Raw genomic sequence first — 17,280 nt, 5'->3', positions numbered from 1 at the left:
AGGATGGAGGCGTGAACTTCGGAACGGCGCTCAAGGACTGGCGCACGCGACGGCACCTCAGCCAGCTCGACCTGGCGTTGCGGGCCGGGACGACGCAGCGGCACGTGAGCTTCATGGAGAGCGGGCGCTCACTCCCCGGCCGCGGCATGGTGCTGCGCGTCGCCGAGTCGCTCGAACTGCCGCTGCGCGAGCGCAACGGCCTGCTGCACGCCGCGGGTTTCGCGCCGTCGTACCCCGAGACCCGGCTCGACGACCCGGCGATCCGGCCGGTCCTCGACGGGCTGCGGCGGTTGCTCGACGGCCACCGGCCCTACCCCGCGATCGTCGTCGACCGCTACGGCGTGCTGGTCGCGAAGAACGACGCCTTCGCGCTGCTCACCGAAGGCGTTGCGCCGGAGCTGCTCGAAGAGCCGGTCGACACGCTGCGGCTCGCGCTGCACCCGCGCGGGATGGCGCCGCGCGTGCGCAACCTCGACGACTGGGCGCGGCACATCCTCGAACGCCTCCGCAACGACCTGGCCCGCATCCCGGACGACCGGCTGGCCGCCCAGCTCGCGGAGCTGGAGGGGTACCTGCCGCCGCCGGCCCCGCCGGGCCCGGAGCACCTCGGGTTCGCGGTGCCGGTGCGGCTGGCCAGCTCGGTCGGCGAGCTGCGGCTGATCACGGCGATCACCACGTTCGCGACGGCGGCGGACGTGACGGTGTCGGAGCTGAAGCTGGAGACGTTCCTGCCCGCGGACGCCGAAACCGCGGAACGGCTTCAGAGCACCAGCGCCGTCGTGTGACCCACCAGCAGTTCCGCGCCCGCCCACAGCACCGCCGCCGCCACGCTGCCCGCCGCGAACCGGCGGTACGGCATGGCCGCCGAGCCCGCGACGCGCGGCACCAGCGTCCGCAACCCCACCAGGCAGCGGCCCGCGATCACCGCCGGGACGCCGTAGCGCGAGATCACCGACTCGGCGCGGTCCCACCGCTCGCGGCCGACGCGGCGCGCGAGCCGCGGCCCCCAGCGCCGTCCTTCGAGGTAGGCGAGCTGGTCGCCGAGGACGGCCGACGCGACCGCCACCGTCAACGCGAGCCCGAAGTCGAGCGTGCCGCGCTCGGCGAGGAACCCCATCAGCAGCAACGTCGACAGCGTCGGCAGCACGATGCCCGGCAGCAGCGCGGTTTCCGCCGCGATCACCAGCGCGCAGACCAGGTAGACGACCGCCGGGGGCGCGTCAAGCAGCGGCCGCAGCAGGCTGTCCACGCCGGGCCCTCCCCACCGCGACCGGGAGCGCCGCGCGGTAGACGAACGCGGGCGGCAAGTTGCCCCAGACGACCGGAGTGCGCTCCACGACCGCGAAACGGCTTCGCAGTGAAGCGGCGAAGCGGCGCGCGGGCGGTGTCCAGGCCGCATGGGCGTACGCGAACGTCGTGAACCGGCCGGTCGGGGCGAGTGCCGCGACGACCGCGTCGAGGATGCGCTGCTGGCGGGCCGCCGTCATGGCCGTCCACGGCAACCCGGAGACGACGACGTCGAGGCCGGCTTGGTCGAGGTGTTCCGCGGTGCCGGTGACGACGTCGACCTGCGGAAAGCGCTTGCGCAGGGCGTCGGCGAAACGCGGGTTGATCTCGACGGCGGTCAGGCGCGCTTCGGGAGGAAGCAGTGCGAGGACCGCTTCGGTGAAGACGCCGGTGCCCGGGCCGAGTTCGGCGACCCGCGTCGCGCGTTCCAGGCCGAGGCCCGCCGTCATCGGTTCGGCCAGCCGCGGCGAGCTGGGTGCGATCGCGCCCGTCAGCAGCGGGTGGCGGAGGAATTCACTGGTGATCGACATGAGCCAGACGGTAGGAACGGCGGGGGTGGCCGCGAATCCGTCGGATCGACCGGTCGTGTCCTCCTTCGGGAGGATGCGGTCGGACCGAAGTGATGACGACGCGGGCCGGGTCGCCGCGTTACGTTCGGTGGCGTGGAACGACTCGTGAAGTGGGTGCGCGGACACCGGTGGACAGTGGATCTCCCGCTGTACGCGGTGTTCCTGTTCCTCGCGCCGAACTGGGCCGGGGACACCCCCTGGGCGGTTCGCGCGCTCTCGATGGTCTTCGTGCTGCCGGTGGTCGTGCGGCGGCGGTTCCCGCGCACGGCCGCGGTGCTGATCATCGCCGGGGCCGCGTGCGTGTACCTCAACGAGATCTGGGCGTACGACCGCGGCCGCACCGAACTGGCCATGGCGGTCGTGCTGTTCAACCTGGTGAAGCTGGGCGACCGGCGGTTCGCGGCGGTGATCGCCGTCGCGGTCTTCACGCTCGGCTGGCAGTGGGGCTTCCTCTGGGGCACCTACACCGACAACCCGACCATCACCATCGTCGGCATCTGGCCGCTGCACATCGCCGCGTGGGCCCTCGGGGAGTTCTTCCGCGCCAAGGAACAGCTGACCGCGGAGGAGGAGAAGCTCGGCGAAGCCCAGTCGCGCGCCGCGGTCGCGGAGGAGCGCACGCGGATCGCGCGCGAGCTGCACGACGTCGTCGCGCACAGCATGAGCGTGATCGTGCTGAACGCCGAGGGCGCGAAGCTCGCCCGGCACCGCGATCCCGAAGCCGTCGACCGCACGCTCGACACGATCGTCCACACGGGCCGCGGCGCACTGGCCGAACTGCGGCGGCTCCTCGAAGTCCTGCACGCCGGCCAGGCGGCGCGCAACCCGCAGCCGACGCTCGGCGAATTGCGTGACCTCGTCGGGCAGTCCGGGCGCGACGTCGCGCTCGACGTCACCGGAGACCCGGGTGAGCTGCCCGCGAGCGCCGCGCTGCAGGCGTACCGGATCGTCCAGGAGGCACTGACCAACATGATCAAGCACGCGCCGGCCGACGCGACCGGACGGGTCCGCGTCGCCTTCGAACCACCCCGCGTCCGGATCGAGGTGACGAACACGGGCGGCCGCGCGTCGCCGGCCCCCGCCCTGCCCTCGTCCGGGCACGGGCTGGCCGGGATGCGCCAGCGCGTCGAGATGTACCACGGCGAACTGACCACCGGGCCGCTGCCCGACGGCGGCTACCGCGTGCGCGCGAGCCTGGTGGTCGGGTCGTGACCACCCGGATCCTGCTCTGCGACGACCAGCAGCTGGTCCGCGTCGGCCTGCGGATGATCGTCGAAAGCCAGGACGACCTCGAAGTCGCGGGCGAAGCGGCTAACGGCGAGGAGGCCGTCGCCCTGGCCCGGGAGCTGCGGCCCGACCTGGTGCTGATGGACGTCCGGATGCCGGTCCTCGACGGCGTGGCGGCGACCGCGCGGATCTGCGCCGAGCTGCCGGACGTGCGCGTCCTGATCATCACGACCTTCGACCTCGACGAGTACGCGTACGCGGCGTTGCGCGGCGGGGCCAGCGGGTTCCTGGTGAAGGACGCGCCGTCCGAAGAGATGCTCGTGGCGATCCGCGGGGTACTGCGCGGCGACTCGATGGTCTCGCCGTCGGTCACGCGGCGGCTGCTCGACCGGTACCTCGCCGACGAACGCGACCCGGTGGACACCGCCCGGCTCGGCGCGTTGACCGAGCGGGAGAAGGACGTGCTGGGGCTCGTCGCGCGCGGCCTCTCGAACGGCGAGATCGCGGCGAAGCTGTACATCGGCGAGACGACGGTGAAAACGCACGTCGGGCGGATCCTGGCCAAGCTGCGGCTGCGCGACCGGGTGCACGCGGTGGTGTTCGCCTACGAGTCCGGACTGGTCCGCCCGGGTGCCTGAGCATTCGCCGTACATCGGCCCGGCCTCGGCAAGTCGTGTCGGGTGGGCCCGCGGTGTCTTGAATGAGTCATTCAGGACCTCCCAAGACCTGAATGAGTCATTCAAGACGTCGGCGAACCCGCCGCCGGGCGAGCCGCCGCACCGGAGCCCTGTCGCCGGACCCACGGCGAAACTCCCGGCCGTGGCACTGAGCACCACCTCCCGGGCGTGGGCGACCTGGGCTTCCTGACCCGCGCCGCGGCGAACGGTGATTTCACCGGTTGATGGCAGGATGAGCCCTATGCGGCGTGTGCTGGGTCTCATCGGTGTCGTGTCCCTGCTGGTCGCGGGCTGTTCGGGGGCGGCGAGCCAGCCGGTCCAGAGCGTCCCGCCCGCGGCGACGCCGTCGGCCTCGAGCGGGAAGTTCAAGGTCGAGACGGTGACGGCCGGGCTCGAACACGGCTGGGACATCGGGTTCCTGCCCGACGGCGGCATCCTCGTGCCGCAGCGGCCCGGCAAGCTCGCGCTGGTCCGCGACGGGAAAGCGGCCGAAGTCCGCGCCGACTTCTCCGACGTCCTGGTCAAGGGCGAAGGCGGGCTGCTCGGCATGGTCGTCAGTCCCGACTTCGCCACCAGCCGCGAGTTCATCACCTGCCAGGACCACCAGGAAGACGGCAAGGCCGTCGACATCCGGCTGGTCACGTGGAAGCTGGCCGAGGACGGCGCGAGCGCGACCAAGGTGAAGAACCTGCTGACCGGGCTCCCGGTGAACCCGAGCGGCCGCCACTCCGGCTGCCGCCCGACGTTCGCCCCGGACGGTGCGCTGCTGGTCGGCACCGGCGACACCGCGCGCGCGTCGATCTCGCAGGACCGCCACTCCCTCGGCGGCAAGGTGCTGAGGCTGGACGCGAAGACCGGGAGCCCGCTGCCGGACAACCCGTTCATCACCTCGTCGGACCCGCACGAGCGGCTGATCTACACCTACGGCCACCGCAACGTCCAGGGCGTGGCGATCCGCCCGGGCAACGGCCAGGTGATCACCGCCGAGCACGGGCCGACGTTCGACGACGAGGTCAACCTCCTCAAGCCGGGCGCCAACTACGGCTGGGACCCGTCGAAGGGCGGCACCGACTCGAGCTACGACGAGAGCGTCCCGATGACCGACCTCAAGCGGTTCCCGGACGCGGTGAGTCCACTGTGGACGTCCGGCAAGATCACCGAGGCGATCAGCGGCGACGCCTTCCTGACCGGCGCCCAGTGGGGCCCGAACGACGGCGCGCTGGTCGTGGTGGCGCTGAAGGGCCAGAAGCTCCTGCTGTACCACTTGGACCCGGCGGGCAAGGTCCTCGACGTCACGCTCCCCCCGGAGTTCGACGACAAGTTCGGCCGCCTCCGCGCGGTCCGCAGCGGCCCGGACGGCGCCCTGTACGTGACGACGTCCGACGGCACCGACGACAAGCTGCTGAAGGTCACGCCCGCCTGACCCGTCGGTCACGGCGGCGTGACCATGAAAAAAACACACCGAGCCGGTGCCCGGGACACTGTCGTCCGGGGGTTCGATCGCGGAACATGGTTCTCACCAAGAGTTTTCGCCCGCCCCCGACGCGTGTTGGACGCGGTCCGAAGAAAGCGTTCCCGCGGCAGCACCGCGCCGGTCCCCGGGCGCCATCGCCGACCTGGCGATCGGGGACCGGCCTCCAGCCACTAGTTACCCAGGTGAGCCCCGCCGTTGACGTGCACCACTTGGCCCGTGACGTGCCCGGCGGCGGGGCTCGCCAGAAACGCGACCACCGCGGCCACGTCTTCCGGCGTGCCCGGTCGCTTGTTCATCGTGTTGCCGATCAGCCACTCGCGACGGCCGTCGCTGAGCTGCCCGTGAAAGAACTCGGTGTCCCCGATCAGGCCGGGCGCGACGACGTTCGCGGTGATCCCGCGCGGACCGAACTCCCTGGCCACGCTCACGTTCCAGCCCTCGACCGCGGCCTTCGCCGCCCCGTAGGAGCCGGCGCCGGTGTGGGCGGCGATCGAGCCGATCGTCACGATCCGGGCGCTGTCAGCGAAACGCTCGCGCAGCGCGTGCGTCACCAGTGCCGCACTGACCACATTGGACCGCAGGTTCCGTTCGAACGCGGCCGCGAAGCCGGCGAGCCCTTCCCCTTCCGCGTCGAGGAAGTCCGTGTTGCCGCCGGCGTTGTTGACGAGCACGTCGACCCGCTCCGGCAACTCCGCGAGTGCGGCTTCGACGGCCGCGGGATCGGCGGCATCGAACACGACGGGCCGCGCGCCCAGCAGCGCCGCGGCCTCGGTGAGCACCTGTTCGCGACGACCGGTGATCGTGACGCGATCACCGGCGAACGCGGCCGCGACCGCGTAGCCGATACCCGTGCCGCCACCGGTCACCACGACTTCCCTGTTGTTCCCCATGCTCCCGACCCTAGTGCCTAGGATCGGGGCATGACCAAGATCGATCCGGCCACGTCCGCGCTCGTGCTCGTCGACCTGCAGGAGCGGATCGTCGCGTTGCCGACCACGCCGTACCGCGGCGAAGAGGTAGTGCGGAACGCCCTGCGCCTACGGGACGCCTTCCGCGAGGCGGGCGCGCCGGTGGTGATCGTGCGGGTGTCGCGGCCGGACAACCCGCCGGGCAACGAACTGGTCTTCGACGCGCAGGACGACAAGATCGTCACGAAGTACACGATCGGCGGCTTCGCCGGCACCGACCTGGACGAGTACCTGCGCGGCAAGGGCGTCCGCACGGTGTACTTCGGCGGCATCGCGACGGAGTTCGGCGTCGAATCGACCCTGCGCGCGGCGTCCGACCACGGCTACGACACGGTGGCGGTCTCCGACGCGATGACAGCGCTTTCCGACATCTCGCACGAGAACGCGATGACGAAGATCTTCCTGCGGCTCGGCACGGTCATGACGACCGAGGAGGTGCTGGCGTGATCGACAAGGTCGCGTGGCTGCACGTCGTGGACGGCCGGGTCCTGGCCGCGCGTTCGCGGGGCAAGGACAAGTTCTACCTGCCGGGCGGCAAACGCGAGCCCGGCGAATCGGACACCGAAACGCTGGTCCGCGAGATCCGCGAAGAACTGGACGTCGAGATCACCCCGTCGACGATCGCGCCAGCGGGCACGTTCGAAGGCCAGGCACACGGCAAAGCCGCGGGCACCCTGGTCCGCACGGCGGCCTACACCGCGGACTACCAGGGAACGCTCAAGGCGAGCAGCGAGATCGAGGAGATCGCCTGGCTCGCCCACGCGGACCGGCCGCGGGTTTCCCTGGTCGCCCAGCTGATCTTCGACCACCTGCGCCGCACCGGCGAGCTGCGGTGATCGACAAGATCGCCTGGCTGCACCCGGTCGGCGGCCGCATCCTCAGCACCCGCTCGCGCGGCAAGGACGTGTACTACCTCCCGGGCGGCAAGCGCGAGCCGGGCGAGTCGGACGCCGAGACGCTCATCCGCGAGATCCACGAGGAACTCGACGTCGCGATCACGCCGTCGACGATCGCCCCGGCGGGGGTGTTCGAGGCGGAGGCGCACGGCCACGCGGGCACCCTGGTCCGGATGACCTGCTACACGGCGGAGTACACCGGCACGCCGGCCGCCAGCAGCGAGATCGAAGAGATCGCCTGGCTGACGTACGCGGACCGCGACCGGGTTTCGGCGGTGGACAAGCTCATCTTCGACCACCTGCACGAGACCGGGCAGCTCAGCTGACGAGGAAGTCCGCCACGTCCGCGCTGAACCGCCGGAGTTCCTCGCCCGGCGTGACGAGCGTCCGGACCGTGCACTCCCAGCACCCCGGACGGCGGAGCGTCCACACCAGCTCGACCACGCGTCCGGCGTGCGTCGCGCGCAGTTCGAGGTCGCCGCGGAACGACGTCCAGGTCCGGGCGCCGGCCCAGCCGCCGAAATCGCGGTCGAGGCCGGCCGCGAAGGTCTCGAGGCTGTCGCCGTAGAGGGTTTCGACGCTCACCGTGGCGGAAAGGCCGTCGCCTTCCGCCCGGGCCGTGAAGTAGATCAGGTCGCCTTCGGACCGGTCCAGGTCCGCGAGGGTCAGCGTCACGCCCGGCCCGGCGACCGAAACCGTCACCCCAGCCGCAGCTTCGGCTTGTGCTCCAGGTGCGACAGCCCGTTCCAAGCCAGGTTCACCAGATGAGCCGCGACCTCATCACGCTTCGGCTTCCGCGCGTCCAGCCACCACTGCCCGGTCAGCGCGACCATCCCCACCAAAGCCTGCGCGTACAACGCCGCCAGCTTCTCGTCATACCCCCGAGCCGCGAACTGCTGGGCCAGGATGTGCTCGACCTGGCTCGCAATGTCGTTCAGCACCGTGGAAAACGTGCCCGTCGAACTCGCCACCGGAGAATCCCGCACCAGGATGCGGAAGCCGTCGTGGGAATCCTCGACGTACGACAGCAACGCCGTCGCCGCCTGTTCGAGCATCACGCGGGGGTGGCCGCCGTGCAGGGTGGAGACCATGCGGTCCAGCAACAGCTGGGTTTCGCGGTCCACAACCACCGCGTAGATGCCCTCTTTGCCGCCGAAGTGCTCGTACACCACCGGTTTCGACACGTTGGCGCGGTGGGCTATCTCCTCGATCGACGTGCCGTCGAAGCCCTTTTCGGCGAACAGGGCCCTGGCCACGTTCAGCAGCTGACGGCGCCGTTCGCTGCCGGTCATCCGCACCCGCGTCACCGGGGCGGCCGGACGCGCCCCGGTGACCTGCTGCTCTCGCTTCGAACGTCGTCTCCCCGCCACCGTCGCAGCCTAGTTGACTAGCTCTTTTCCGTCGCGATACGGGCCAGGCGCTGCGGGGTCGGCCAGCGGACGTCGTGCACCCAGCCGAACTTCTCGAAGATCCAGATCAGCCGCGCGGAGATGTCGATCTGGCCGCGCTTGACGCCGTGGCGCGCGGACGTCGGGTCGGCGTGGTGCAGGTTGTGCCACGACTCGCCGAACGAGAAAATGGCCAGGGGCCAGAAGTTCGCCGACTTGTCGCGGGCGGCGAACGGGCGCTCGCCGATCATGTGGCAGATCGAGTTGACCGACCAGGTCACGTGGTGCAGCACGCAGATGCGCACCAGGCCCGCCCAGAAGAACGCGGTGACCGCGCCCCAGAGCGACCACGAGATGAGCCCGCCCAGCAGCGCCGGCAGCAGCAGGCTGACCAGCGACCACAGCCAGAACAGGTCGTCGACCTTCTTGATCGCCGGGTCCTTGACCAGGTCCGGCGCGAAGCGCTCGGCGTTGGTCTGGTCGCGCTCGAACAGCCAGCCCATGTGCGCGTGCCAGAAGCCCTTGGCGATGGCCCACGGCGAGGTGCCGAACGCCCACGGCGAGTGCGGGTCGCCGTCGCGGTCGGAGAACGCGTGGTGGCGGCGGTGGTCGGCGACCCAGGTGATCACCGGGCCCTGCAGGGCGATGCTGCCCGCGATGGCCATGAGCACGCGCAGCCACTGCTTGGCCTTGAACGAGCCGTGCGTGAAGTAGCGGTGGTACGACACCGTGATGCCGAGCCCGCTGATCGCGTAGAAGACGACGAAGATGGCGACGTCGACCCAGCTCAGTCCCCAGCCCCAGGCGAAGGGCACCGCGACCAGCAGTGCCACCAGCGGCGCGATCACGCCGAAGTAGACCGACAGCTGCACGCCGATGCCGCGCGTGCCTTCGGTGACGGGTTTGGGGCCCTTGGGGGCCGAAGGCTCCCCGGTGGGCTGAGAACGGTCGAGCGTGGCCGTCATACGCTTCACTTCTCCCTACGCGGGCGACCCTAAGACGTAGGGTGCCCTAACCTACGATGCCGTAAGTTACGGTACAGGAGGTTTCGGCGGCTGGGGAGTGCCTGAACCTCACACCGGTTGTTCGAAGCCGGGTACCCGGCGGACGGGCCGCTAACGCATCCCCCGCGCGGACGACACCCGATCGTCGCTATCCTGACCAGGATCGATCCGCCGTAGTGTAATCGGCAGCACTTCAGATTTTGGTTCTGACAGTTCAGGTTCGAATCCTGGCGGCGGAGCAGCAGAAGGACCCGAAACCCCACGACACCGGGAGGTTGGCGCTGACCGACGAGGCGACCGACCCGGTGGCGGCCAGGCGTCCCGCCCTGGCCGAAATGTCCGACGCCTGGCTCGTCGGGCGCGCGCGGGAGCTGATCGCCGCGGTCCAGCGGCAGGAGTACACGCAGCAGCTCCAGATCGTCGAACTGATGGACGAGCTGCTCGACGAGACCCAGCGCCGCGGCGAGCCGACCATGGTCGCGCAGCTGCTGCGCGCCTCCGCCGTCGCGCGGCTGATCACGAAGGGCCTGGCCGCCGAGGCCGAGCCGCGGCTCGACGAGATGCTCGCGCACACCCGGCGCCACGGCCTCGCGCTGCTGCGGGCCGACGCGCACGCGCTGCGCGGGCGCCGGCTGGTGATCGCCGCGCAGGAGGACCCCGCGCTCACCGAGATCGCCCGCGCGCTGGCCATCCTCGACGACTCCGCGATCCCGAGCCGGCAGGTCGGCATCCGCGCCTGGAACCGGATGCTGTGGTCGACGCTGAACGACTGCTGGATCGTGCTGAACCAGCTCGGCGTCTACGAAGCCGCCGAAGAGGTCATCGGCCGCGCCGCGAGCGCAATCCGCGAGAGCGCGAGCCCGCACGAGATCACGCTGCAGCTGATGAACCGCGTCAAGATGCTGCTGGGCTGGGGCCTGCGGCTGGAGCGGATCGACGAGTACGACGAGAGCGCCGAGAAGTTCCGCACGGCCGCGTCGATGGCGGTCGCCGCGGAAGGCCCGTTCACCGAGTCGCTGTTCCCGCGGCGGGCGAACGTCCCGGCCGTCGACCAGGTCGGCGTCCTCGCCGCCGCGCAGGCGCTGCACAACCCGACCACCGACCAGATCGACCGGCTCCGGGCGCTGCACGAGGGCACCGGCTACCCGGGCGAACGCGAGATCGTCGCGATCGCGCTGGCCCGCTGCCTGGACAAGGGCGGCCGCCGCGAAGAGGCCCTCGACGTGCTGCGCTCGGCCCGCGAGTTCCTCGGCGACGACACCTCGCAGCCGTCGATGCGGCTGAACATCGCGCGCGAGCTGGCCCGGCTCGACACGAGCCCGGACTACGCGTCCGGTGCCAGCCAGTCGCTGATCGACTACGCGACCCGCCTCGAGTCCGAAATGTGGAGCTTGCGCGAGTCGCAGATCGCCACGCTGAACGCCCGCCGCGAGCACGAACGGCTCTCCGCCGAGCACGGCGCCATCACCCAGCAGGCGCTGCAGGACCCGCTCACCGGCCTGCCGAACCGGCGGGCGCTGGACGAGAAGCTGCGCCAGCTCGCCTCGTCGGCCGACGCGCAGCCGCTCGCCGTCGCGCTGGTCGACCTCGACGGCTTCAAGGGCGTCAACGACAAGCAGTCGCACGCCGAAGGCGACAACGTGCTGCGTGTCGTCGCAAGCACACTCCGTGACGCCCTGCGCGGGGACGACCTGGTCGCGCGCTACGGCGGCGACGAGTTCATCGTGCTGCTGCCGGGCACGCCGGCGTCCGCGGCGAAGATGGCGCTCGGCCGCGCCGTGAAGTCCGTCGCAGGCCTGCCGCACCACCTTTCGCACGGCGTCACGCTGTCGATCGGGCTCGTTTCGCTGCGGCCGCAGGAGCGCGGCGAGCAGGTCCTCGCGCGCGCCGACGCGGCCATGTACCAGGCGAAACGCGGCGGCGGCAACCAGGTGGCGTCGGCGAACTCGATGGCCGCCGATCCGGCCGCCGCGTGGGCGAGCGAGGCCCCTCCGACCGACCCCGCGTGGGACGCCGAGGACCACAGTTAGGATCGGTGCCCGACAGAAGCCACTTATTGGTAACCGTTGGGAGCGCCGTTGACCGGCCCGCTGAGCACGTTGATCCTCGCCGCGGGTGAGGGCACCCGCATGCGTTCCTCGACGCCCAAGGTGCTGCACCCGATCGCCGGGCGCCCCCTGGTCGAGCACGCCGTCCGGGCCGCCGCCGGACTGGACCCCGAGCACCTCGTGGTCGTCGTCGGCCACGGCCGCGAAGCCGTCGGCGAGCACCTCGCCCAGGTCGCCGGCACCCTCGGCCGCGCGGTCGGCACCGCGGTGCAGGACCAGCAGAAGGGCACCGGCCACGCCGTGTCCTGCGCGCTCGCGACCCTGCCCGCCGACCTGACCGGCACCGTGCTCGTCAGCTACGGCGACGTCCCGCTGCTCGACACCGAGACCCTGCGCGCCCTGCTCGAGGAGCACACCGAGGCGAAGAACGCCGTCACCGTGCTCACCGCCGTGGTCGACGACCCGACCGGCTACGGCCGCATGGTGCGCGACGCGACGGGCAAGGTCACCGGGATCGTCGAGCACAAGGACGCCACCCCGGAGCAGGCGGAGATCACCGAGATCAACTCCGGGGTCTACGCCTTCGACGCCGCCGTGCTGCGCGACGGCCTCTCGCGCCTCTCGACCGACAACGCGCAGGGCGAGCTCTACCTCACCGACGTCCTGGGCATCGCGAACGGCGACGGCCTGCACGTCGGCGCGCTGGTCGTCGACGACCCGTGGCTGACCGAGGGCGTCAACGACCGCGTCCAGCTGTCGGTGCTCGGCGCCGAGCTCAACCGCCGGATCGTGCGGCGCTGGCAGCGCGAGGGCGTCACGGTCGTCGACCCGGCCACGACCTGGATCGACGCCGGCGTCACCCTCTCGCGTGACGTCGTCATCGAGCCCGGCGTGCAGCTCAAGGGCACGACGTCGGTCGGCGAAGGCACGACGGTCGGGCCGGACAGCACGCTGACGAACATGACCATCGGCGCCCGCGCCTCGGTGGTGCGCGTGCACGGCTCGGACTCCGAACTCGGCGACGGCGTCAACGTCGGCCCGTTCACCTACCTGCGGCCCGGCACGAAGCTGGGCGAAAAGGGCAAGCTCGGCGCGTTCGTCGAGACGAAGTCCGCCGACATCGGCGCCGGCACGAAGGTGCCGCACCTGACCTACGTCGGCGACGCCACGATCGGTGAGCACAGCAACATCGGCTGCTCCAGCGTGTTCGTGAACTACGACGGCGTCAACAAGCACCGCACCGTTATCGGGTCGTATGTCCGGTTGGGCGCCGACAACACGTTCGTCGCTCCGGTGCAGGTCGGTGACGGCGCTTACAGTGGTGCGGGTGCCGTGATCCGCGAGGACGTCCCGCCGGGCACACTCGCGGTGTCGGCGCCGCCGCAGCGCAACATCGAAGGCTGGGCGATCCGGCGCCGGCCGGGTACACCCGCGGCGGAGGCGGCCCAGGCCGCCCTCGACGCCGAGTCAGCAGCAGGAACCGACGGGGAGTCGCCAGCATGAGTCCGAAGCAAGGCACGCCGAAGAAGAATCTGATGCTCTTCTCCGGACGCGCGCACCAGGAGCTCGCCGAAGAGGTGGCCAAGCACCTCAACGTGACGATCACCCCGCAGACGGCGCACACGTTCGCCAACGGCGAGCTGTTCGTCCGGTTCGAGGAGTCCGTCCGCGGCACCGACGCCTTCGTCATCCAGGCGCACACCACGCCCATCAACGAGTACGTGATGGAGCAGCTGATCATGGTGGACGCGCTCAAGCGGGCGAGCGCGAAGCGGATCACCGTGGTGATGCCGTTCTACCCGTACGCGCGCCAGGACAAGAAGCACAAGGGCCGCGAGCCCATCTCGGCGCGGCTGATCGCGGACCTGTTCAAGACCGCGGGGGCCGACCGGATCATGACCGTCGACCTGCACACCGCGCAGATCCAGGGCTTCTTCGACGGCCCGGTCGACCACCTGATGGCCCAGACCGTGCTGGCCGACCACATCAAGGCCACCTACGGCGACGCCGACATCACGGTCGTCTCGCCGGACTCGGGCCGCGTGCGGCTGGCGGAGAAGTGGGCGCAGCAGCTGGGCGACCGGCCGATCGCGTTCATCCACAAGACGCGCGACCCGGACAAGCCCAACCAGGCCGTGGCCAACCGCGTGGTCGGCAAGGTCGAGGGCAAGCTCTGCGTCCTGATCGACGACATGATCGACACCGGCGGCACGATCGTGAAGGCCACCGAGGCCCTGATCGACGAGGGCGCGGCGGACGTCGTCATCGCGACGACCCACGGCATCCTGTCCGACCCGGCGACCGAGCGGCTTTCGCAGTGCAAGGCGCGCGAGGTCATCGTGACGAACTCGCTGCCGATCCCGGAGGAGAAGCGGTTCCCCGGGCTGACGGTGCTGTCGATCGCCCCGATGCTGGCGGAGGCCATCCAGCAGGTCTTCGAGGACGGCTCGGTGACTTCGCTGTTCGACGGCAACGCCTGAGGATTTCGACCGGAAGCCCGCTCACCCTTCGGGGTGGGCGGGCTTTCCGCTGCCTGTGGTCCGGCAGCGGGCCCGCCCCGACGTCTTGAATGAGTCATTCAGGTCTTCGGAAGTCCTGAATGACTCATTCAGGACCTCGCAGGCCCACCCCGGCGGCTTTCCGGACGTTTCGGGCCCGGCATCAGGCAAAATACGTGAACGACCCATTCACAGCGCCCGCGTCCTGAATGCGTCGTTCACGGCACCACCAGGAGTATTCGCCCCTAGCGAAAGGCGGTCCCCTCCCCACCCGCCCGCCGCTAACGTGCCATTCATGGGGAAATTCAAATTCGGGGTGAGCCTCCGCGGAATCAGCGACCGGAAAACGTGGATCGAGCGGTGCCGTCGAGCCGAAGAACTCGGCTACGACGTCATCACCGTGCCCGACCACCTCGGGAACGGGCGGCTGGCGCCGTTTCCGGTGCTCGCGATGGCCGGGGCCGTCACCGAACGGCCGCGGCTCGGGACCCTCGTTTCCAACGTGCCGTTCTACAACCACGCGCTCTTCGCGCGGGAAGCGTCTTCGACGGCCGCGCTGCTCGACGGCAGGCTCGACCTCGGGCTCGGGTCCGGGCACATGAAAGCCGAATTCGACGCCGCCGGGCTGCCGTGGCACAAGGCTTCCGAACGGATCGACTACCTCGGCGAAAGCATCGGCCACCTGCGGAAGCACTTCGAAGCCGAGGGTATTCCGATGCCCCGCCTGCTCATCGCGGGCAACAGCGACGGCGTGCTCGGCCTGGCCGCGGAACACGCGGACGTCGTCGGGTTCGCCGGGCTCCGGCAGCAGCCCGGGAAACCGCCGGGCACCTTCAAGCTCGACAACGCCGAAGCGCTCGACGAACGGGTTGCCTACTTCCGCCGGAAAGCGAACCGCGAAGTCGAGTACAACATGCTGGTCCAGCACGTCGAAATCACCGGCGACCGGCGCGCGGCCGCCGAGGCGTGGCACGAAAAAACGGAGCGCAGTGCCGTCGCCGACGCCGGCGAACTCCTCGACGCGCCGCAGCTGTTGCTGGGCACGGTCGAGGAGATCGCCGGGCAGCTGGTGGAGCGGCGCGAACGCTACGGCTTCACCTACATCAGCGTGTTCGAGACGGCGCTCGAAACGTTCGCCCCGGTGATCGAGGAACTCAGTAAGCGACCGTGAAGCGCGCGCGGCGGTGCTTCGGCTGCTCGATCTCGTCGACGTACGCGATCGCGTAGTCGTCGCCGCCGATGAAGGACTTGCCGTTCTCGTCGGTCACCAGGACGTCGCCGCCGAGGCGGAACTTCCCGGTGCGCTCGCCCGGCACCCAGGCGCCGAACTCGGCGGCGGGGCTGACGTAGAACCAGTCGAGGTCTTCCGGCTGCTCGCGCAGCAGGTACAGCACCTCGGCGTGGTTGCCCGCCTCTTCCTTGTACTCGTCCGGGAACTCCGGGGTGTCGAACAGGCGCGGGCCGCCCTCGGCGACGAGCAGGCTCGACGCCCCGCCCACGAACGACAGCCGGGCGCCGTTCTCGCGCGCGGCGCGGACCAGCCCGGGCACCGCGTCGATCAGCTTCTTGCCGTCGATCGCGCGGGCCGGCGTCGCGACCACGAGCACGTCCGCCTCCTTGGCGAGCTGCGCGACGAACTCCTCGTCGTGCAGCGAGCCCTGCCGCGCCTCGACGCCCTCGGGCACCGAGCCCTCGTTGCGCGCGACGCCGACGACCTCGTGCCCGCGGCGCAGCGCCTCCGCGCTGATCTTGCCGCCCGCGTACCCCGTCGCTCCGAAAACCACCAGCTTGGCCATGGGATCTCCTCGTTCGAATTCGGCCTTCGAGGCCGATCGTAAGAACGGAAGATCACCTACTTCAACGGGAGCAACGCACCCCCGGGTAGGTGTCCAGCTCAGCCGCCCAGGCCGGCGAACTCCGCGGCCACCTTCTGCTTCACGGCGTTGGCGTCGAGCGCCGCACGGACCTCCGCGGTCGCGTTCGGCTTCGACAGGACCTGGTAGCTGGCCGTCTTGTTGGGCAGCTTGAACTTGACCGTGCAGGACATCTTGACCGTCGCGTACGGCTCGGCGTCGGCCGCGGTCGTGCACGTCTGCGCGCCGAGCGAATCGGCGCTCACCTCGACCGAGAGGTTGATGTGCACGACGCTCTTCCCACCCGAGGCCGGCGAGCCGACCACACTGGTGGAGACGTCGACCGTCGTCGTGCAGGAGCCGACGAAGTCCTTGCAGTCGAGCTTGTCGTTGGTGACCACGGCGCTGGCCTGGACCAGGCCCTCGAACGGCGAGCCGAGCGCGCCGACGGTGGCGTCGAGGTCGGCGTGGAACGTCTTCAGCGCGTCCCCGGCGAGCGCGGCGACCTGGAACTCGGCGCCGTACTTCGGCCCGGCCTGCGGGTCGAGCAGCGCCGGCGCGAAGCTGACGACGCGGTTCGGCTTGGCCGTGGTCACGCGCAACACGCTCGGCGCGGCGCCGAGCTGGTAGACCTCGGTGCCGTCCGCGAGCTTCGCCTTGACCGGCTCACCCAGCCGGTCCAGGCCGGGCAGCGCCTTGCGCAGGCCGTCGGCGAGCGCGGCCGGGGCGAACCGGGCCGCCGGGTCCAGCGGCAGCTCGGAGCCGAGCGAGCGCACCCAGCTCGTGCCGAACTGCGTGCCCTCGTCGATCGCGTGCGCCTTCCAGTAGTCGGCGTCGGCCTGGAGGTAGAACTCGCCGCCGACGGCCGCGACCTGCACGACCCCGCCTTCGAGCGGCACGCCGCCGACGGCGGTGCCGCCGCGGGTGACCCGGAACTGCTGCTCGGCGCCCTTGACCGTGGCCTTGAGCGCGAGCGCGGGCGCCTGGCCCAGCGCGGTCAGCGCGGCGTCGACCGCGGTGCGCTGCTCGGCGCGGTGCTCCGCCGTCTGCCGGTCGGCCGCGGAGACGCCGGCGCTGCCGGGGACCGCCACCTGGCAGCCGGCCAGCAGTCCGCCCAGCAGCAGCACCGCCGCCGCCATGCCCCGTCCAGCCCGCATTGCCGCCCCTCGCTCTAGCGTTGCGCCCGAGTGCACCTCGGCCGGTGAAGTCGCGCCACCGGATTTGTGTCGTCACGCACCGGGGTTCAGGAGGGTTCTAGCCTGGCCGGTGCCCCCGCCGCAACCCACCGTGATGAGGTTGGTTTACACTCTTGAGGTTGTCTCGGCGAGGCGGGGCCCTTCTGGGGTGCCCGGCGTGATCGACGCGGCGGCTCGAGTAGCCCCGGCTGTCGT

19 protein-coding genes and 1 tRNA gene are annotated in these 17,280 nt (G+C 70.7%); 12 read left to right on the top strand and 8 right to left on the bottom strand.

Annotation, left to right across the window (positions count from 1 at the left end):
- Nucleotides 1-11: 11 nt before the first annotated feature.
- The gene (locus tag H4696_RS39780) at nucleotides 12-785 is read left to right on the top strand and encodes a helix-turn-helix transcriptional regulator (RefSeq protein ID WP_086861220.1); all 774 of its coding nucleotides are present in this window, start codon (nucleotides 12-14) and stop codon (nucleotides 783-785) included.
- Here H4696_RS39780 and H4696_RS39775 read toward each other — a convergent pair.
- Together H4696_RS39775 and H4696_RS39770 are read right to left on the bottom strand one after the other, a co-directional pair.
- The gene (locus tag H4696_RS39775) at nucleotides 761-1,249 is read right to left on the bottom strand and encodes a DedA family protein (RefSeq protein WP_086861221.1); all 489 of its coding nucleotides are present in this window, start codon (nucleotides 1,247-1,249) and stop codon (nucleotides 761-763) included. The two genes, H4696_RS39780 and H4696_RS39775, sit on opposite strands and share 25 nt — an antisense overlap.
- Nucleotides 1,221-1,817 (bottom strand): class I SAM-dependent methyltransferase, encoded by a 597-nt coding sequence (locus tag H4696_RS39770; RefSeq protein ID WP_086861239.1) that lies wholly within the window; start codon nucleotides 1,815-1,817, stop codon nucleotides 1,221-1,223. Before H4696_RS39770 ends, H4696_RS39775 begins: the two co-directional genes overlap by 29 nt.
- Nucleotides 1,818-1,949: 132 nt before the next feature.
- On the opposite strand from H4696_RS39770, the gene H4696_RS39765 reads away from it, so the two are divergent.
- The 3 genes from H4696_RS39765 to H4696_RS39755 all read left to right on the top strand — a co-directional run bounded on the left by H4696_RS39765 (nucleotide 1,950) and on the right by H4696_RS39755 (nucleotide 5,183).
- On the top strand, nucleotides 1,950-3,068 hold the full coding sequence (locus tag H4696_RS39765; protein ID WP_249027027.1) for a sensor histidine kinase: 1,119 nt from the start codon (nucleotides 1,950-1,952) through the stop codon (nucleotides 3,066-3,068).
- Nucleotides 3,065-3,721, top strand: coding sequence for a response regulator (locus H4696_RS39760; RefSeq protein ID WP_086861223.1), 657 nt, complete (start codon nucleotides 3,065-3,067; stop codon nucleotides 3,719-3,721). The genes H4696_RS39765 and H4696_RS39760 overlap by 4 nt, the downstream gene beginning before the upstream one ends.
- Before the next feature lie 280 nt (nucleotides 3,722-4,001).
- A complete protein-coding gene (locus H4696_RS39755; protein ID WP_086861224.1) occupies nucleotides 4,002-5,183 on the top strand; it encodes a PQQ-dependent sugar dehydrogenase in 1,182 nt (393 codons plus the stop codon).
- Nucleotides 5,184-5,404: 221 nt separating this feature from the next.
- Here H4696_RS39755 and H4696_RS39750 read toward each other — a convergent pair whose 3' ends face one another.
- Nucleotides 5,405-6,124 (bottom strand): SDR family NAD(P)-dependent oxidoreductase, encoded by a 720-nt coding sequence (locus H4696_RS39750; RefSeq protein WP_086861225.1) that lies wholly within the window; start codon nucleotides 6,122-6,124, stop codon nucleotides 5,405-5,407.
- A gap of 30 nt (nucleotides 6,125-6,154) precedes the next feature.
- Between H4696_RS39750 and H4696_RS39745 the strand changes: the two genes are divergently transcribed.
- The 3 genes from H4696_RS39745 to H4696_RS39735 are packed head-to-tail and all read left to right on the top strand — an operon-like array spanning nucleotide 6,155 to nucleotide 7,424.
- Nucleotides 6,155-6,649, top strand: a complete 495-nt coding sequence (locus H4696_RS39745; protein ID WP_086861226.1) for an isochorismatase family protein — start codon at nucleotides 6,155-6,157, stop codon at nucleotides 6,647-6,649.
- The gene (locus H4696_RS39740; protein ID WP_086861227.1) at nucleotides 6,646-7,038 is read left to right on the top strand and encodes an NUDIX hydrolase; all 393 of its coding nucleotides are present in this window, start codon (nucleotides 6,646-6,648) and stop codon (nucleotides 7,036-7,038) included. The genes H4696_RS39745 and H4696_RS39740 overlap by 4 nt, the downstream gene beginning before the upstream one ends.
- The gene (locus H4696_RS39735; protein WP_086861228.1) at nucleotides 7,035-7,424 is read left to right on the top strand and encodes an NUDIX hydrolase; all 390 of its coding nucleotides are present in this window, start codon (nucleotides 7,035-7,037) and stop codon (nucleotides 7,422-7,424) included. Before H4696_RS39740 ends, H4696_RS39735 begins: the two co-directional genes overlap by 4 nt.
- On the opposite strand, the gene H4696_RS39730 is transcribed toward H4696_RS39735, so the two are convergent.
- The 3 genes from H4696_RS39730 to H4696_RS39720 all read right to left on the bottom strand — a co-directional run bounded on the left by H4696_RS39730 (nucleotide 7,417) and on the right by H4696_RS39720 (nucleotide 9,451).
- Nucleotides 7,417-7,800 carry a DUF6228 family protein gene (locus tag H4696_RS39730; protein WP_086861230.1) on the bottom strand — a complete coding sequence of 128 codons (384 nt, stop codon included), beginning with the start codon at nucleotides 7,798-7,800 and terminating at the stop codon, nucleotides 7,417-7,419. The two genes, H4696_RS39735 and H4696_RS39730, sit on opposite strands and share 8 nt — an antisense overlap.
- On the bottom strand, nucleotides 7,797-8,390 hold the full coding sequence (locus H4696_RS39725) for a TetR/AcrR family transcriptional regulator (RefSeq protein WP_125312529.1): 594 nt from the start codon (nucleotides 8,388-8,390) through the stop codon (nucleotides 7,797-7,799). Before H4696_RS39725 ends, H4696_RS39730 begins: the two co-directional genes overlap by 4 nt.
- 95 nt (nucleotides 8,391-8,485) lie before the next feature.
- A complete protein-coding gene (locus H4696_RS39720) occupies nucleotides 8,486-9,451 on the bottom strand; it encodes an acyl-CoA desaturase (protein WP_086861234.1) in 966 nt (321 codons plus the stop codon).
- A gap of 206 nt (nucleotides 9,452-9,657) precedes the next feature.
- On the opposite strand from H4696_RS39720, the gene H4696_RS39715 reads away from it, so the two are divergent.
- The 5 genes from H4696_RS39715 to H4696_RS39695 all read left to right on the top strand — a co-directional run bounded on the left by H4696_RS39715 (nucleotide 9,658) and on the right by H4696_RS39695 (nucleotide 15,207).
- Nucleotides 9,658-9,729: transfer RNA gene (locus H4696_RS39715), tRNA-Gln, on the top strand.
- A 36-nt stretch (nucleotides 9,730-9,765) separates the two neighbouring features.
- A complete protein-coding gene (locus H4696_RS39710) occupies nucleotides 9,766-11,520 on the top strand; it encodes a GGDEF domain-containing protein (RefSeq protein WP_086861235.1) in 1,755 nt (584 codons plus the stop codon).
- Between the two features lie 48 nt (nucleotides 11,521-11,568).
- On the top strand, nucleotides 11,569-13,041 hold the full coding sequence (glmU, locus tag H4696_RS39705; protein WP_192782788.1) for a bifunctional UDP-N-acetylglucosamine diphosphorylase/glucosamine-1-phosphate N-acetyltransferase GlmU: 1,473 nt from the start codon (nucleotides 11,569-11,571) through the stop codon (nucleotides 13,039-13,041).
- Nucleotides 13,038-14,018 carry a ribose-phosphate diphosphokinase gene (locus H4696_RS39700; protein ID WP_086857154.1) on the top strand — a complete coding sequence of 327 codons (981 nt, stop codon included), beginning with the start codon at nucleotides 13,038-13,040 and terminating at the stop codon, nucleotides 14,016-14,018. The genes glmU and H4696_RS39700 overlap by 4 nt, the downstream gene beginning before the upstream one ends.
- A gap of 313 nt (nucleotides 14,019-14,331) precedes the next feature.
- Nucleotides 14,332-15,207 carry a TIGR03621 family F420-dependent LLM class oxidoreductase gene (locus H4696_RS39695; protein ID WP_086857155.1) on the top strand — a complete coding sequence of 292 codons (876 nt, stop codon included), beginning with the start codon at nucleotides 14,332-14,334 and terminating at the stop codon, nucleotides 15,205-15,207.
- Here H4696_RS39695 and H4696_RS39690 read toward each other — a convergent pair.
- Nucleotides 15,191-15,832, bottom strand: coding sequence for an NAD(P)-dependent oxidoreductase (locus tag H4696_RS39690; protein WP_086857156.1), 642 nt, complete (start codon nucleotides 15,830-15,832; stop codon nucleotides 15,191-15,193). The genes H4696_RS39695 and H4696_RS39690 overlap by 17 nt on opposite strands.
- 98 nt (nucleotides 15,833-15,930) lie before the next feature.
- Entirely contained in the window at nucleotides 15,931-17,046 is a 1,116-nt protein-coding gene (locus H4696_RS39685; RefSeq protein WP_225955934.1) for a hypothetical protein, read from the bottom strand.
- Nucleotides 17,047-17,280: the final 234 nt, after the last annotated feature.

This window comes from Amycolatopsis lexingtonensis (assembly GCF_014873755.1).
Taxonomy (GTDB): domain Bacteria; phylum Actinomycetota; class Actinomycetes; order Mycobacteriales; family Pseudonocardiaceae; genus Amycolatopsis; species Amycolatopsis lexingtonensis.
Note: the sequence above shows the minus strand (reverse complement) of the source record. Positions and strands in the feature narration are given on the sequence as shown.

What these genes read in the sequence shown, in the direction of transcription:
- H4696_RS39695 (WP_086857155.1), top strand. Translation starts at nt 14,332, where the DNA reads ATGGGGAAATTCAAATTCGGGGTGAGCCTCCGCGGAATCAGCGACCGG.
- H4696_RS39745 (WP_086861226.1), top strand. Translation starts at nt 6,155, where the DNA reads ATGACCAAGATCGATCCGGCCACGTCCGCGCTCGTGCTCGTCGACCTG.
- H4696_RS39690 (WP_086857156.1), bottom strand. Translation starts at nt 15,832, where the DNA reads ATGGCCAAGCTGGTGGTTTTCGGAGCGACGGGGTACGCGGGCGGCAAG.
- H4696_RS39685 (WP_225955934.1), bottom strand. Translation starts at nt 17,046, where the DNA reads ATGCGGGCTGGACGGGGCATGGCGGCGGCGGTGCTGCTGCTGGGCGGA.
- H4696_RS39725 (WP_125312529.1), bottom strand. Translation starts at nt 8,390, where the DNA reads ATGACCGGCAGCGAACGGCGCCGTCAGCTGCTGAACGTGGCCAGGGCC.
- H4696_RS39750 (WP_086861225.1), bottom strand. Translation starts at nt 6,124, where the DNA reads ATGGGGAACAACAGGGAAGTCGTGGTGACCGGTGGCGGCACGGGTATC.
- H4696_RS39700 (WP_086857154.1), top strand. Translation starts at nt 13,038, where the DNA reads ATGAGTCCGAAGCAAGGCACGCCGAAGAAGAATCTGATGCTCTTCTCC.
- H4696_RS39770 (WP_086861239.1), bottom strand. Translation starts at nt 1,817, where the DNA reads ATGTCGATCACCAGTGAATTCCTCCGCCACCCGCTGCTGACGGGCGCG.
- H4696_RS39755 (WP_086861224.1), top strand. Translation starts at nt 4,002, where the DNA reads ATGCGGCGTGTGCTGGGTCTCATCGGTGTCGTGTCCCTGCTGGTCGCG.
- H4696_RS39720 (WP_086861234.1), bottom strand. Translation starts at nt 9,451, where the DNA reads ATGACGGCCACGCTCGACCGTTCTCAGCCCACCGGGGAGCCTTCGGCC.